The organism is Chloroflexota bacterium (assembly GCA_026710945.1).
Taxonomy (GTDB): Bacteria; Chloroflexota; UBA11872; order VXOZ01; family VXOZ01; genus VXOZ01.
Genome location: JAPOQA010000062.1, coordinates 1 through 15,513 on the forward strand (window position 1 = coordinate 1; position 15,513 = coordinate 15,513).

Genomic DNA, 15,513 nt, shown 5'->3' on the forward strand with positions numbered 1-15,513 from the left:
GGATGCTGCGCCTCTTCGAGGCCCACGGCGAGGATACGACCGTAACGCTGGAGCTCCCGCGCGCGGTGGAAGCGGCGTGGGTGACCGACCTCATGGGAGACCTGGAGACGGAGCTCGCGGTCTCCGGCAGCACAGTCACCGTGCCTTTGGGCGGCTATGCGATTGAGACGATAGCAGTTGCTTTTGGGGGCTAACGAACGCGTCTAGTGGGTCGACATTCTTGAATCGATGAGTAGCGTAGGTTCGCACGTGACGTGCGCGTACGTCCCGTTCGCGTAACCTGCGCCGTCTCCTCGCGCTGTCGCATACACCTACTCATCATTACAATGTTGTTGGACCACTGGCAGCCTAAACTCAAGACTTGAACTGAACACAGGAGTGCTACGCTGCCTAGGTTGTGTTTAGATTTCGTCGTCATTCCCGCGTAAGTTCGCCCCCGTGCGGGGGCGCGGAATCCATCTTCACGCTGCACCCGATTGTCCTTTTACGAGGGGCAGCGAGTTACATTGCGCGCAAGTATTGTCTTTGTCAATTGCTTTTTCTGTCACTCCGCGGATCAAAGCAACAGTAATCCCCGCACGAACGCTTGAGATTCCGCGAACCCTGTTCGACGCTTTCGCTCGGAATTGTAAATGTCAGGTAATTCGTTGACAGATTTGGTAGAAGAAACATGGGAGCAGAACTCTCTGCTTGCCTACATACATGTCATTCCGAATGGAGCGTAGCGGAGTGAGGAATCTAGAGTGCTGAGGCCGTGAAAGTGTGTTGAGCAGGGACCCTAGATTCCTCGCTACGCTCGGAATGACAAGGCCTTGTAGCGCTTTCTACGGGAAAGCAAATTCTGTCAACGAATTACTCAACACTTACAGGAATGACATGAAATGTCAACACTACCTAGTCAAATTGCTTGAGTGCACTCAGCAAAAGCTACCTGCTGCAAGGATAATTAATAGCGAGAGAGAAGAACTACTAGCAAGAAAGTAGAATTACTAGCAAGAAAGAAGAACCGTTCGCCCTGAGCTTGTCGAAGGGTGAGCGGTTCTTCACGTCACTCACCGGCCAACCGTCCCCACGTCAACGTCCGCTAAAGTCATGCCACCGTGCCGAACAGGAGCGTATCCTTCCACCCTACGCTCAGCGAAATCTGAGCCGTGAAGATGATCAGGCAAAAGCGGACTGTCAGTGCCGGACCGATCTGCACGCAGAGGCCGGATCCATTGCCACGGAATAAGATCGTGGCAAGCAACGATCATGACAAGCAGTGTGCTAAGGACTTGCACTCCGCCGCGCCAATTGGGTGTATTCTGTAGGCAGCCGTCAACCGGCGGCGCGGTTGGATCACAAGACCGCCTCTGGATTCCGGCCCCGTTCTCGATACGGGGCAGGCTTTTCGCCGGAATGACGCAAGGATCGTCGGATCTAAAGTGGCTAGCGAATGCGAACTTGTACCAGCACAGAAGGAGATAGAAGGTCTCATGGCAAGCAAGACATGGCCGTCGGAGGTCAACAGTGTCCGCAAGGCAACGGTTGTTCCCCTGGATGAGATTACCTTGCCGGAGGAGATCTTCATCGTGCCGGGCGCGCACCTGGACTTTGGCTGGTGCGCGGGCATCTCCGAGTGCCTCGCCTACGCCGACGAGCTGATCAAGGGGTCCATTGACGCCATCGCCGGGCCGGTGCCGGACTACCGCTTCACCGTCGAATACGCCGCGTTTCTGCGTCACTTCCTGGCGCGCTTCCCGGAGTACCTGCCCACGGTGAAGCAACTCGTCAGAGAGGGTAAGCTCGAGACCACCGCGGCCATGGTGGGCTACATGGAGGACATCCTTGATGGCGAGATCATGGTGCGGGAGATCGTGCACGCCAAGCGCTTCGCCCGCGACGTGCTGGAAGTTGACCTGCCCACCGCCCAGCACTCGGACCTGCCCGGCCACACGCCGCAGACACCCCAATTGCTCGCCAAAGCCGGAGTGAAATACTTCTCTTGCTCGAGATTCCGCCCGTACTCCCCCGTTTACTGGTGGCAGGCGCCGGACGGCTCGCGGGTGCTGGCGGCCAACCACATGAACACCTATGGCTGGGCCTTCATGCTTACCAATCCCGACATGCCCTGGTTGCGCCACTATGAGGGCGAAGACCTTGAAGTGCAGTCGATTTCGGAGGCGATGCGCATTTGGCCGCTGCCCGTGCTGCTCATGATGGGGCAATCCGACCTGCGGCCGCCGATACCTGAAAACCTGCTGGCCAGGGCCAAGCAGTTGAACGACGAGGGCAAGCTGAACTTCACCTTTGCCACCATTACAGACTTCTTCGAAGCCGCCGAGCGCACCGGCAAGCTGGACGATCTGCCGGTCTACGGCGGCCAGTCTCCGTATGCCTTCTATGCGCTGCCCGCGGTAGCGCCGCGAGTCTACCTGGAAGCGCGCCACGCGGAAAACGCGCTGGCTTCCGCTGAGAACCTCTCCGCCATCCGCGGCTTGCTGGGCTTGGGCGCGTATCCGCGGGCCGAACTCGATCCCGCCTGGGAAGATCTGTATAACTGCCACGACCATAACCTTGGGGGCAGACACGGAGAGCTCAACAACGACGTGCGCTACAAGACCGCCGTGCATGCCCGCATGATCGGCCAGGAGATCGCGCGGGAGGCGAACAACCAGTTTGCCACGCACGTCAATTACACGCCGCCCAGCGGCGCGGCGTGCACGCTGCTTGTGAGCAACGCGCTCAACTGGGACCGCTCGGACGTGGTGGAAGACTACATGGAGTTTCCAGGCGACAACGTCACCGGAATTCGTATCACCGACGGGCAGGGCAACGAGATGCCGTGCCAGGTCATCAAGACCCAGAATGCCAGCCAGGACCGCGCTGATGCCGCGAATGTTCGCCGCTCGCGGGTGGACTTTGCGTTCCTGGCGCAGGATGTGCCCTCGCTTGGCTTCAAGGCGTTCTACCTGGAGCCGCAGTTTGGCACCGGCGATCAAGCCACCCGGCGTGGGAAAGCCGAGCACGTGGTGGAAAACGACCACTTTCGACTGGACGTTACCGGCGGGGTGGTGAAGAGTTTGCAGTGGAAGCGGGCGGACGGTTGCAGTGTCGAGCTCGCCGCCGAGGCCGAACACTACTTCAACGAGGTAGTGGTGCTGGAAGACCTGCGCTTCGACTTGGAAGACTCGCTGGACGAGCAGGCCATGAAGTTCCAGACGTCCGATGAGGCTCTGGCGGTACAGGCCGGCGGCGAAGAGTGGCTGGCAAGCACGAACTTTACCGGCCGGGAATGGCGCGCCAGCGACGGTCCTACCCAGGTGCAATCGGGCGAGCGCGGGCCAATCTGGACCACGGTCTGTCTACGCAGCCACGTGCTCGGCGCGCCGATTGTGCAGGAAATCCGCCTGCATAACGAGGAACCGCGCGTGGACCTGACGACCTCCATTGACTGGAACGGCACGAAGAACACGCAGGTGCGCATTGCGCTGCCCTATAATGTGCCAAACGGTGAAGTCACGTACGAAGTACCCTTTGGCAACGTGGTGTTCGGTCGAGATGAGATGCCGAACACGTACCGCGGGGACGGCGCCCGCTGGGTGCAGAAGTGGCTGGATGTCTCAAACGGGGACTATGGCGTCACACTGGGCACGAGCAACTGCATGCACGCAATCCACGGCACTGCCATCTACCCCACGCCCCTGCGCACGACCTATTCCTGCGGCACACCGTTCTTCGAATATCCGAATCTCGGCGTGCACACCTACCACGCGACGCTGGCGCCGCACGACGGCGACTGGCGGAGCGCCAACGGTGAGCGCGTCGGCTGGCAGCACTGGAACCCCTTGCAGACCGCCAAGCTGGCGACCGCGGCGCCGATGCAGCCGTTTGCGGGCAATACGTTCCTCAGCGACTCCGAGAGCTTCGTGCGTACCGACGCGCCGAACGTGGTGATCACCACCATCCAGGAGCACCCGGACCGCCCCGGCAACTGGATGCTGCGCCTCTTCGAGGCCCACGGCGAGGATACGACCGTAACGCTGGAGCTCCCGCGCGCGGTGGAAGCGGCGTGGGTGACCGACCTCATGGGAGACCTGGAGACGGAGCTCGCGGTCTCCGGCAGCACGGTCACCGTGCCTTTGGGCGGCTATGCGATTGAGACCATCGCAATTGAGTTTGCCGGCTAGCACCTCGGGACTGTTGCATTTGCGGCGGCTTGGTGATTTCCAGGCCGCCGTACATCATCTTGCTACCGGGACGTGTGTCCATTCCCATAGGGAGACCTATGCGAAACCTAAGCGGAAGCGAGAGCGTTCCCTCTTCCTCGACGGCAGAGGGCTAGAGCCTGCCCCGTACGTGATACGGGGGTGAGGGTGGATCTCCTGAAATCTCTCCAAATGCACACCGATTCTGCCCTGATATGTCTTGACACTGTTCAGCATAAGGGCCATTGTAGCTAAGAAACCCCCTCACCCCAACCCTCTCCCCCAGGAGAGGGAGTGCCCCTGCGTGAAAGTGGGGTGATGCAAAGGTCTCCTTAGGGGACTCTGTAAATCTCTCACTTGAGGAGCTACAAGGGCTCCTAGCGAATTGTCTCCGCAGTAAAAGTATCCTGCTTTCGCACTTTCTTGTCTGGCGATTGAGGCACAAGGAAGGGCTGCCATCGAAGATAGGTGAGCGTGCGCCACAGCCACTCCGCCGGCCCGTATTGGAAGTGCCGCAGCCACCATACGCTGAGCGGAATCTGTGCACCGAAGATGGCTACAGTGATGAGAAGGCCAAGTCCCGGCCCCACTTGGCCGAAGAGACCGAAGCCGTAGCCATAGAAGAGCATGGTCGCGGTGAGCGACTGCAGCAGGTAGTTGGTCAATGCCATGCGGCCTACCGCTGCCAGCGGCCCCAGCCGGTTCCGCCAGGCATCGCGTTGTAGCAAGAGAGTGATTCCGGCAATGTAGCCGAGCGCGAGCACCGGCCCGCCGAGCGTGCCCGCAGAGTCGGCAAGCACATCCATCCAGGTAGGCAGTGCAAACTCCGGACCGTGACTCGCCATTGCGTGGGCGAGATTACTACTCACCCCTAGTATGAGACCCCACCAGAATAGCTTCTTCAACAGCGACGCGTGTCCCGAGATGTTGCGGAATATGCCGCGGCGTCCGGCGTAGAGACCGAGCAGGAACATGGCAAAAGCGTTGAAAGCCAAGAAAACGGCGACACTGTACATCAAGCGCAGATCGCTCAGGCGTTGTGCGGTAATCTCGGCAAAGGATCCGGTAGCGTAGATGACATCGGCCTGCGCTGCATCGGCGCGCAGCCCCGCGTCCGAAGCGGCAAAGCTCGCGCTAACCTCGGCTGCGCCGGCAGGCGTGAGTTTGGCGAGCATTGCCAGCCCGCTGAGCCCGGCAGGCAGCAATACAGATAATGCCAGAAAGACCCCCGCCCACATGAGCAGGAACCGTGGCGAGCGCTTGCGGAAGAAGAGCAGAAGGATTGCTCCCAGCACGGCATAGAGCACCAGAATGTCCCCCACCCAAACGAATATCGCATGGGCCAGGCCTATCAGCAAGAGTATGAACAAGCGGCGCAGATAGAGCGGAACAAACGTAGTGCCGCGTTCTTCAGCACGCTGCATCTGAAGGGCGAATCCCAGACCGAAGAGGAATGAAAATATCGGGTAGAATTTTGATTCAGCGAAGATCTGAATGCCCAAGGCGGCGACACGATCGAATAGCGGTCCGACCTCGTCATAGCCAATAAGCAACTCCTGCACCGGGTGACTAAAGAGGTGCATATTCACAAGCAATATGCCAAAGAGGGCGAAGCCCCGCAGGATGTCTATGACGTGAATGCGATTTGAAAGGGCTACCGGCCCTACTCGTTCGTCTGACGGGTCATTCACAGTTGGTCCACCACCGTCCATACAAAATCACGCGCTTAGGCTGAGTCTAGCATATCGCGAGAGGCTGGCTGCACGCTCCACCAGTAGCTGAACGTGTCCGCAATCATCCCTGCAGGGCACATCAGACTAGAGAGTCTCGTTTCGGCGTAAGACGTACGCCCTTCAGCCTGTGCAACAGCATGCCAACGGGGATTCCGGCAGAATTTGGTATGATTCAGTGGAAGTACGCGGCCGCTGCCCGCCTGGTTGATGTGCGCGATACTCTCCGCTTTGGGTGCTGTGCTCGTATTAGTCAAGTTAGCCGCAACTAGTGCCGGTAAGAGGTAGGCCCCGCTCCATCAATCAAAGAGACCAAGTGAGAGCGGCGTACAACGACCGTGCCTCCAGCCGCCATCCGAGCAGCGGCAGCACCATAGTAACCTTGAATTGTGAAGCAAATGTGAAATTCGCCCAGGAATGAGCAAGGAGTAGATTGAGATGGACATAGACGTTAAGCCGCGCGCCGTGCCGAAAGAAGCAGATGCGCTGCTCAAGGGCATTGCCGCAGAATTGCCGCCGGCAGCAGCGGCAATGATGCTCTCGAATATCGCCAATCGCGCCACGGCCGTGCTCCATAAGCTGGCGCGCGAGCAGGGGAACGCGAGCAAGGGCCAACCCAATTGGGGTCGATGGGCAAGCCTGACGAATGTTTCGCGCGATGCTGTCTTGCGTACGGCGACCTGCCGCGACACCGCTACGCAACTATACAAACAGGAGTCTGCGCAGGAAGCCGAATGAGCCAGTCGCAGGTAACGGTTCTGCAAATCACGGGTGCTGTAGGCCAACGGTTGAGCGCAATCTCTTACATGGCGCAAAGCGTCCGTGCTTGGTGCAGTGCGTCCATGCCGTTCGCCCTGAGCTTGTCGAAGGGTGAACGGACTGGGAAATCTACTGGCGAGATTGAAGTCTATCCCATCCATGCTTCGACAGGCTCAGCACGAACGGGGAAGGGGCGAGCAGCTCTCACTTGGGTCCCATTGTGATGCAGGAACGCTCAAGGACGTTTGCACTCTCAGCCAGGCGGTCGCGCCCAGTCTCTCCCACGAGGTATGGAGATTCCTGCTGATCTTCTCACCCGCAATGGGCATCGCGCAACAGAAGTTGGTATAATGGGCGAAATGACGTACTATGTCGTCACGAAATGGTGAAGAGAGCCGAGGAGACGCAAGACATTGCCCAAGAAACGTGCAGATGTGAAGCGCGTCCGCCGTCAGGAACGAGGGCGCGTCCGTAACCGTGCAGTGCGCAGCAGTTTGAAGACCTTTAGCCGCAAAGCAACAGACGCAATCGCGGATGGTGATCAAGAAACGGCGCAGGAGGCTGTAGCGCTCGCGTGTGCCCGCTATGATCGCGCCGCCCGCAAAGGCGTCATTCACACCAACAACGCTGCCAGACACAAGTCTCAACTCACACGCCGGTTCAACCAGGCGTTCAGCGGAGCTGCCTAAAGTCGGCACACCCCTGTTGAGATAGACTGAACAATAAGTAAATTACCCCCTCTCACGGCGAGTGAGTGGGGGTAATTCTATTGACGCATCTTTTGGAGATACGTGTGCATTTGGCCGTATCACGGTGATAGTTGTATCGACCGGCCCGTTGGCATTCTCTCTGGTGGGAGCGGGAGACCAGAGGTTCATCTCACGCGGACGCTTGCCCCGTTGCACGTCCGAGGCAGGCATCCCACCGGCTTGATGAGTCCGATTCCTCGTCGCGTAGTAGGGTGAACTCTGCATCATTCGCCGTGAGCGGCAAAAGGTGAAAACGCATCAACCGCGAACACCCTTGTCGGCATGTTCCTCAGCGCTGGCTGGCGATTGAACACAACCCAATGACGAGCAGGTCCAGCGCGGTGGCGGGGTCCATCTTGCTCCGCTTGATGGCAAAGTCGGTGCGCGCAATGTGGGCGTGAATCGCTGCCAGTTGGTCCACGTTGAAGCGGCGCGCCTGAGTGATAACGCGGTTTACCGCTCGCGGGGGCGCGCGGGTGAGGCCGACGGCGCGGGCCACCTCATGGGGAGACTGCACACTGCGCATGGCATGTTTCGCTTTCAAGACGAGGCGAAACTGGCGGGCAATCATCACGAGCACGTAGCCGGGTTCCTGATTGGGTAGGTCGTGCAGAAACGCCAGTGCCTGCCGTCGTCTGCCGTCCGCGACCGCGTCGACAAAGGCGAAGATATTCGATTCCCGCGATTGCGGCACCAGCAGGTGCACGTCCTCTTCGCTGATGGTGCCCGTGCGGTTGCGGTAAATCGCCAGTTTGGTGAGCTCTTGTTCAATGGTGTCGCGGTCGGGCAATACCGCTGCCAGGTGCTCCGCTGCCCGGTGGGTAATGCCGCAGCCAAAGCGAGGGGCGTTCTCCTCGATCCAGGAGACCTGCGGCCTGCCTTTGCGCTGGTCGGCGGTATCCACGGTGGCGCCAGGCAACCCGCGCAATGCCTTCGTGAGCGCGGTAGTCTCCCTGCCGCGCGGCAGCGCGTCATCCGACAGTACCAGCGTGCAGTGCTCGGGCAAACCGGGCAGATACGCCAGCAGTCCTTCCCGCAGCGGCTTCTCCTTGAGGCAGCGGCTCAGCAAACCACGGACGATGACAAGCTTCGCGCCGCCCAGAAACGGCAAGGTGTCGCAATGCACCTGCAACGTCTCGATGTCGATTGCGTCGCCATCCAGCACGACGCGGTTTAGGTCGGCAATGGCCTCTCCGTCAGCCGTGAGTTTGGCGACTTCTACCTCGACGGTGCCCTTGCTATGGCCGATGAAACAGCGGATCATGGTTGCCTTTGCCTCAGTGAAAGCGTATCCACGAACATACGGGCGTTAACAGACGGGCCGACACTCCATGCCATTCCGGGCGTAGCGAGGAACCTGAATTCTGCCGTCTAAATTCTTACGTCGCTGTGCTCCTCAGCATGCCAGATCGAGCGGTTCACTTCCAATGGAGACTTTTGCATAACCCCACCTTCAGGCAGAGGCACTCCCTCTCCTGGGGGAGAGGGTTGGGGTGAGGGGGCCTTTTTGCTACAATGGCCCTTTGCGCCGGGCAGTGTCAAGACATATCAGGGCAGAATCGGTGTGTATTTGGAGAGATTTCAGGAGATTCACCCTCACCCTAGCCCTCTCCCAGAGGGAGAGGGGACTGCCTCGCTTGCTCTAGACTTACGCAAAGGTCTCCAATGGTCGAGTGGCTTGAGGAAAGGATCACGGCAAGCGTGGAAAGCCGCCGGCAATCAAGTGCGGAATGTCAGAAAGATCATCGACCATGCGTGCCGCGACTTCCTGCTCCGAGCCCGTGCGGTTCAGCCAGATAGCATGCCAGCCGGCCTGCATGGCTCCGCGCACGTCGTTCTCTGGATTGTCACCGATGAAAAGCAGTTCGCTGGGATGGAATCCTAATTCTTCAGCACTGCGCTCGAAAATCTCCCGCTGCGGTTTCGCGACGCCGACATCGCCGGAAACGAGCACGGAACGAAAGCGTTCAGCGATGTCCAGTTGGCCAAGCTTCTGCCGCTGTTGCTTGCCGTCTCCGTTGGTAATCATACCCAGAGGGTATGCTGCGAGCGCCTCCAGACAGGGTAAGACGTCAGGATAGAGCGACCAACTCTTTTCGTACATGACAAGGTAGCGATCGAAGATGTCGCTCACCTCTTGCTCCGTCAGCGGTCGCCCACTGGCTCCGGCTCCATCTTGTAGTGCTATTACCTGCTGCACCCGCCAGGTGCGCTGCTCGGCAAAGCTCAACTCACCTGCCACATAGCGCTGCCAGCCACGCTCCGCCGCATCATGCCAGGCAGCGGCAAACTCCGGGAAGGAAAGCCACCGCCGCGGTTCATCGTCTGCGTCGAGAAGCGTGGGATAGAGTTTGGACAGCGCCGCCAGTTCGGCGCCGTCATGATCGAGCAACGTGCCGTCCAGGTCAAATACTACGCCGCGTATCATCGTGTTTCCTTGGTGTGTAGTTTATGTGCCGCGAACCAGCGTCTCAGTGACAGCCACAACGTGGGGCCGTATGCGCTCTGCTTCGTGCCTAAGCTGATTGTCATTGCCAAATCGGTTCAATGGTGACAGACTTATCCTCAGCAGCACGTAAGGAAGAGTTTACACTACGACATTTAGGTCTATTCACGGAGGAGTTTCAGTGAGCAGTACAGATGGTCGCTCTGCTTTAGTATACCTGAGCACACCGCTGGACCCGCCGCATTGGGCGTTGTTGGAGCGGGAGTTGTTGCGGGCGCAGGAGGCGGCGTGCGCGGCGTTCTATGCGAAGTATTTTGACGACCGGGGCTACCTGGTCTGCATTCCGCGTTGGGGCGGCAACGACGGCCCCGATGACGCCGGTGAGAATCTGCTCAACTGGCCCATGCTCCATGCGCTGGGTGCGTCAGACGACGTTTTGACCATGTACAAGCAAGGTTGGGACGGCCACCTGCGCCAGTATACCGAGGCCAAGACCGAGTACGTGCCTATGGCTCGTGAGGGCATGTATTACAAAGAGTTTTCCGTGATGTTCGATTGGATGCACCACGGCGAGTGGATATCGCCCTTCATCCTGGAACCGCTTAGTGATCCCACCGACAGCACCTATGAGCAGCGCATCCGCCGCTACGCCGGATTCTATATGGATGAGGACCCGCAGGCCCCGAATTACGACCCGGAGCACAACGTTATTCGCAGCATGTTCAACGGCAGCCGGGGGCCGATGCTGCGCAAGTCAACCGCGCTCGACTGGGCCGGCGATCCCATCGAAGTGGCGGGGCGCTTTGACGCCAAGCATGGCGAGAACAGCTTCGCCCAGATGCTCGATCACTTCCGTGACTACAACGACGTGGCCGGCGACCACCCCTTGAATCTCTCCGTCACCACGGTAGCTCTCACCGCCTACGCCCTCACCGGCGAAGCCAAGTATCGCGACTGGATCGTGCGTTATGTAGACGGCTGGGTGGCGCATACGAAGGCGAACAACGGCATCGTCCCGACGAATATCGGGCTGGACGGCACCCTCGGCGGCGCCTGCGACGGCAAGTGGTACGGCGGCGTCTACGGCTGGGGATTCTCTGTCATCGACCACAACACCGGCAAACTCGCGCACCGGCCGGCATGGCAGCAACGCGCCGTCTACGGCTTCGGCAACGCGCTGCTCATGACCGGCGACCAAAGCTACTTGTCCGTCTGGCGCAATATGCTCGATGCCGTAAACGCCAATGCAAAGCTGGAGGACGGCACACCCACATATCCGCACATGTACGGCGATACCTACGGAGAAGAAGGCTGGTATGATTTCAAGCCGACGCCGTTCGCGGCTGGCGCGCGCGAGTTGTACTACTTGTCCATGGACCCGCAGGACCTAGAGCGGGCGCCGGACGATCCCTGGCACGACTACCTGGCGGGCAAGAACCCCGGCTATCCGGTGGAAGCGCTCCAGCGCGACTATGCGACAGTGCGCGAGCGCATCGAAAAGATGAGGCGGGATACCACCACCCCGGATACGCGGCTCTCCGACGACATGAACCACATAAACCCGGCAACTACCGATGCGCTCACCCGGCTCACGCTCGGCGGCTTCCCCACGGGCAGGGAAGGCGGCCCGCTCTATTGCCGCCTGCGCTACTTCGATCCCGCCCGCCGCCGCGCCGGACTGCCGGAAGACGTCGCGGCGCTGGTGGACCACCTGACCGCCTCTGAGGTCGGTGTGGAACTGGTGAATCTCCATCCGGTCGAAGAGCGCACGCTCATCGTGCAAGGCGGCGCGTACGCCGAGCACCAGTTCATCAGCGCCACGGCGGGAGGTATCACGACGGAAGTCAACGGACCGCACCTCGTCGTGCGCCTCGCGCCCGGCGCCGGCGAGCGCATCACGCTCACCATGCAGCGCTACGCCAACCAGCCCACACTGCAATTCCCATGGGTGTGAAGGTGTAGCCACCTGGCGCGGTTGGTTGTCCTCGCCCTGGTCTGAGTTTGGTCTTGTGCGGGGACAGCGCGGATACTTTCCCTATTCTTGGGCGAGGCGCTGGCGCTACGATTTCAATGCCCCGCCCGGTCCGGCGGTCGATATGACTACCCTTCGGCCGGCCAGTCGCGTGTTCCCCCCAGACGTTCTTGACACGCCAGGTAGCGTGCGCTAGTGTAGAGATACGAGACGGTACCGTAATATAAAAGGAGCGTGTGCTATGAGGGGACCACAGTCAGCCACATATCAGCGGCGGTGGTGGATCCTCGGCTTGCTCTCCATGAGCTTGCTCATCATTGGCTTGGACAACACGATTCTCAATGTTGCCCTGCCCACTTTGCAGCGAGAATTCGATGCATCGGCAACGTCCCTGCAATGGATGGTTGACGCGTACATTCTCGTTTTCGCCGGTCTCTTGCTTACGATGGGATCGCTCGGTGACCGCTTCGGCCGTAAGCGTGCGCTCCAGGTGGGCCTCGTCGTATTTGGCGCTTCCAGTCTCTTTGCGGCCTACGCGGAGACCGTGGAACAGCTCATTGCCGCGCGCGCCGTAATGGGTATTGGTGGCGCTCTCATCATGCCGTCGACGCTTTCGATTCTCATCGACGTCTTCCCCAGAGATGAACGCGGGCGGGCGATCAGCATCTGGGCGGGCATTGCCGGACTGGGCATCGGTCTCGGACCGCTCACCGGCGGCATCCTTTTGGAGCAGTTCTGGTGGGGTTCCATCTTCTTGATCAACATTCCCATAGCCGTGCTCGCCCTCTTGGGCGGACTCTTCGTAATCCCGGAAAGCCGTGACCCGCAGCCCGTGCCGGTGGATATTCTCGGCGCCATACTTTCCATAGCCGCAGTGACCGCACTCGTGTTTGCCATCATCGAAGCCCCCGCGCGCGGTTGGACCGACACCCTCGTCTTGGGCTGTTTTGCGGGCGGTGGCATTCTGGCAGTTGCGTTCGTCATGTGGGAGTTCAGGGTGGACCACCCCATGTTGAACCTCGCGTTCTTCCGTAACCCGCGCTTTTCAGCGGGAGCGGGGGCGATCGCGATCGCTTTCTTTGCGATGTTCGGCATGGTGTTTGGGCTGACGCAATACCTGCAGTTCGTGCAAGGCTATACGCCGCTGGAGGCCGGTGTGAGATTGGTGCCCATGGCCCTGGGCATTGTAGTGGGGGCCGGAAACAGCCATCGACTGGTGGCAATACTGGGTACCGACAAGGTCGTGACGTTGGGTCTCCTGCTGGTGGCCGCGGTGTTGGCCACGCTGGCGTTTTGGGGGCCGGACACGGAGTATTGGATTGTCGGCACGACACTGTTCGTTCTCGCGATTGGCATGGGCAATACCATGGCGCCAGCCACCGATGCCGTGATGGGAGCTATTCCCGAGGCCAACGCTGGAGTGGCCTCAGCCATGAATGACGTCACGCGCCAGGTTGCGGGTGCCCTCGGTGTGGCCACTATCGGATCGGCCATAAACACGGTGTATGGCCGCAGCATGGAAGACGCCGTTGCTGGCTTGCCCCCGGAGGCCGCGGCCGCCGCCAGCGACTCAGTCGGCATGGCCTCCCGGATTGCCGCCAGGCTACCCGCTAACATTGCCGGCGCATTGACAAGAGCAGCAGAGGTAGCCTTCACCGATGCGCTAAGCTTGGCAGTGTTGATTTCGGCGTGTGCGGCGCTGATTGGCGCGATTTTCATCTTCCGCTTCATGCCGGCACGGCATCTGCCGCAGGAGAAAAGCGCGGCTTCCGCCGAAGAGGTCCCGGCAAGCGTGCAAGAAGCCGCACAACCGAGATAGTAAGATGACAGCATCAGACGGAAAACCGGCGCAGCGGGACACCAGGTCCGGTCGGCCGCGTGACCCGGAGGTCGACCGGGCCATTCTGCAAGCCACGCTGCACGTGCTGACGGACCGGGGCTATGCCGGCACGTCCATCGAGCGCGTGGCGGCGGAAGCGGGGGTCGGCAAGACGGCCATCTACCGGCGCTACGCCACCAAAGCGGAATTGGCCGCTGCCGCCTTAGCCTCCCTGCGAGACTCATTGGGACCGCCGCCGGACACGGGCAGCGCGCGCAATGACTTGGTTCAGATGTTGGTACAGGCGCAAGCCGCGTTCGCGCGCGGCCCGGCATTTGCCATGCTCGGCGCGCTGCTCGTCGAGGAACGGCGGAACCCTGAGCTTTTCGAGTTGTTTCGCGATCGAGTGTTGCAGCCCCGCAGAAACGAAGGAATGAAGATTCTGCAACGAGGCGTCCAACGCGGCGAGATTCGCGCGGATGCCGACTTGGACATCGCTATCCATGCGATGGTGGGGTCGATACTGGCGCGGCACGTGATGGGAGTGCCGGAGTCCAGGAAGCTGATCGAGGAGACCGTTGACATCATCTGGCGGAGTATCGCCCGCAATCCATAGGGCGTAATCCAACTAGTGTGTGCGCTTACGTGTGGCCCTGCCTCTTGGATAGGCGATTGCTGAGTCGCTTAGCTTGCGGTCGACACCAATCTACTTCACCGTGAAGTGTGCGGCGCTACGCCAATTGACTGAGGCACAACTTCCCGTGAGCGCGAGTGAATAGTTGGCTGCTCCGTCTACGATCGGGCGTACCGTGCCATGCCCTGTACAGTGCCCTCACGCGGGTGAAGTCTCGCTGCTGGTGAGCAATTCCGCCACGCGCTGGTTGATTTTCCCAGTTACGTCCATGGTTACGGTCTGGTGGGCTTGGCGCAGAGTGCTGGCAACGGCCTTCGCATTAGAGCGGCCGTGGGCGATGATCACGGTGTTGTTCAGACCCACTAACGGAGCGCCGCCATGCTCCTCGTAGTCCATGCGCGCGCGGACGGCGGTGAACGCAGGTTTTGCAAGTAATGCGCCGAGCATTCTGCGCGGGCTCGCACGCAATTCCGACTTGAGCAAACTGCTGATATACTCAGCAGCGCCTTCCAACGTCTTTAGCGCTACATTCCCCGTATACCCGTCACAGACCACCACGTCCACCGATTCGGAGAGGATGTGGTGTCCCTCGACGTTGCCGATGAAGTTGACCGGTGCGTCTTGCAGGAGCGCGTGGGCTGCCAGGGTGAGTTCGTTGCCTTTGCCGGGCTCCTCGCCGATGGAGAGCAAGCCCACCTTTGGGTCCTGAACGCCGTATACCTGCTCGGAATAGATGCTGCCCATGAGGCCGAATTGTTGGAGTTGCGGCGGCTTGCAGTCGGCGTTCGCCCCCATGTCGATGAGGAGAGTTGGGTGCGAGATGCGAGCGGGAATGAGGGCGATGAGCGCCGGTCGGCTAATGCCGGGAATGCGCCCGAACGCCATGAGCGACGCCGCCATGGTTGCCCCGCTGTGGCCGGCGCTTACCAGCGCTTGCCCTTCGCCACTCTTGACCAATTCGCAGGCGACGCGGATGGATGACTCCGGGCGTTGGCGCACGGCGGTGGCATGGTCGTCCATGCTGATAACATCCGACGCGTGGTGAATGGTCAGCGGCAGTCCGGCAGTATCGTGCTTGCGCAGCTCCGCGGCCAAGACGTCGTGTTGTCCGACCAGGATGATTGGTAGCGTGGAGGAACGCGAGGCCTGTACCGCTCCGGCGACTATGGCCTGAGGGGCTTGATCGCCGCCCATGGCGTCGAGCACAACTGCCAAGC

At 60.2% G+C, this 15,513-nt stretch carries 11 protein-coding genes; 7 read left to right on the forward strand and 4 right to left on the reverse strand.

The genetic code is table 11. The features are described 5' to 3' along the window. A partial coding sequence (locus OXE05_12955) for a glycosyl hydrolase-related protein (GenBank protein MCY4438230.1) occupies window positions 1-194 on the forward strand: 194 nt, incomplete at its 5' end. A 1,281-nt stretch (window positions 195-1,475) separates the two neighbouring features. Beyond that, window positions 1,476-4,169: a glycosyl hydrolase-related protein gene (locus OXE05_12960; protein ID MCY4438231.1), complete on the forward strand. Its 2,694-nt coding sequence runs from the start codon at window positions 1,476-1,478 to the stop codon at window positions 4,167-4,169. 395 nt (window positions 4,170-4,564) lie between these two features. Here OXE05_12960 and OXE05_12965 read toward each other — a convergent pair whose 3' ends face one another. After that, a complete protein-coding gene (locus OXE05_12965) occupies window positions 4,565-5,878 on the reverse strand; it encodes a DUF418 domain-containing protein (GenBank protein MCY4438232.1) in 1,314 nt (437 codons plus the stop codon). 477 nt (window positions 5,879-6,355) lie between these two features. Between OXE05_12965 and OXE05_12970 the strand changes: the two genes are divergently transcribed. Together OXE05_12970 and rpsT are read left to right on the forward strand one after the other, a co-directional pair. After that, the gene (locus OXE05_12970) at window positions 6,356-6,655 is read left to right on the forward strand and encodes a hypothetical protein (protein ID MCY4438233.1); all 300 of its coding nucleotides are present in this window, start codon (window positions 6,356-6,358) and stop codon (window positions 6,653-6,655) included. Between the two features lie 434 nt (window positions 6,656-7,089). Then, window positions 7,090-7,365, forward strand: coding sequence for a 30S ribosomal protein S20 (gene rpsT / locus OXE05_12975; GenBank protein ID MCY4438234.1), 276 nt, complete (start codon window positions 7,090-7,092; stop codon window positions 7,363-7,365). A gap of 349 nt (window positions 7,366-7,714) precedes the next feature. On the opposite strand, the gene holA is transcribed toward rpsT, so the two are convergent. Continuing rightward, complete coding sequence (gene holA, locus OXE05_12980) at window positions 7,715-8,689, reverse strand: DNA polymerase III subunit delta (GenBank protein MCY4438235.1); 975 nt, start codon at window positions 8,687-8,689, stop codon at window positions 7,715-7,717. Window positions 8,690-9,115: 426 nt separating this feature from the next. Then, window positions 9,116-9,853, reverse strand: coding sequence for an HAD family hydrolase (locus tag OXE05_12985; GenBank protein ID MCY4438236.1), 738 nt, complete (start codon window positions 9,851-9,853; stop codon window positions 9,116-9,118). A 199-nt stretch (window positions 9,854-10,052) separates the two neighbouring features. Here OXE05_12985 and OXE05_12990 point away from each other — a divergent pair, with 199 nt between their 5' ends. The 3 genes from OXE05_12990 (at window position 10,053) to OXE05_13000 (ending at window position 14,278) form a co-directional block, all read left to right on the forward strand. Further along, window positions 10,053-11,825, forward strand: coding sequence for a hypothetical protein (locus OXE05_12990; protein ID MCY4438237.1), 1,773 nt, complete (start codon window positions 10,053-10,055; stop codon window positions 11,823-11,825). 259 nt (window positions 11,826-12,084) lie between these two features. Then, window positions 12,085-13,662, forward strand: coding sequence for a DHA2 family efflux MFS transporter permease subunit (locus OXE05_12995; GenBank protein ID MCY4438238.1), 1,578 nt, complete (start codon window positions 12,085-12,087; stop codon window positions 13,660-13,662). A 4-nt stretch (window positions 13,663-13,666) separates the two neighbouring features. Continuing rightward, a complete protein-coding gene (locus OXE05_13000; protein ID MCY4438239.1) occupies window positions 13,667-14,278 on the forward strand; it encodes a TetR/AcrR family transcriptional regulator in 612 nt (203 codons plus the stop codon). A 216-nt stretch (window positions 14,279-14,494) separates the two neighbouring features. Here the strand turns inward: OXE05_13000 and plsX are convergent, their stop codons facing one another. Next, window positions 14,495-15,502 carry a phosphate acyltransferase PlsX gene (gene plsX, locus OXE05_13005; GenBank protein MCY4438240.1) on the reverse strand — a complete coding sequence of 336 codons (1,008 nt, stop codon included), beginning with the start codon at window positions 15,500-15,502 and terminating at the stop codon, window positions 14,495-14,497. Window positions 15,503-15,513 lie beyond the last annotated feature (11 nt).